1 protein-coding gene and 1 pseudogene are annotated in these 556 nt (G+C 71.9%); both read left to right on the forward strand.

Annotated elements, in window-relative coordinates:
- Positions 1-431, forward strand: a pseudogene (locus tag PGX04_RS26120) (hypothetical protein); the annotation flags it as partial.
- Positions 431-556, forward strand: a 126-nt coding sequence (locus PGX04_RS35095; protein ID WP_465263847.1) for a DUF8156 family protein, incomplete at its 3' end; no start/stop codon positions are given. The pseudogene PGX04_RS26120 and the gene PGX04_RS35095, both read left to right, overlap by 1 nt.

Here is a 556-nt window from a genome sequence, read left to right on the forward strand (position 1 = left end):
CGGAGCCGGCGACCGAGTTGCTCGTCGTGCCGAACGTCGCCGCCCTCTACCGGGACGACGACCTCGCGGCGTGGGAGCGCGAGGACCTGCTGGCCGCGAGCCTCGAGATCCTCTCCGAACTGGGGGCCGTTCTCGACTGCCCGGTACTCCTGACGAGCGCCGGCGACGGGAGCGATCCCGACGCTGCCGCCGCCTCGGAGACGGTCGCCGACTACGCCGAGACGGAACTCGAGTGTACACGCACGCGCGAAGGCCTCCGATTCGAGGCCGCGGGCGACGGTTCGAACGCGGGGAGCGCGATGGCGGGCTACTGGCACGGCGACGTCTGGCAGACGACGATCCCCTACTGGGTCGAAATCTGTGGTGCCGTCGACGCGGTCGACCCCGTCGTCGCCGCCCACGACCGGGGGCTGTTCGAGGTGAGTTCCTGATGGGCCGAACGAACCCGACCTACCGCGACGCGCTCCGGCGACTCGAGTCGGAGTGGGAGCCGATGGGCCGCGCGCTGCGCCGGGAGCACCAGGGGGACTTCGACCGGCTGTTCGACCGGGCCCGG

This window comes from Natrinema soli (assembly GCF_028618695.1).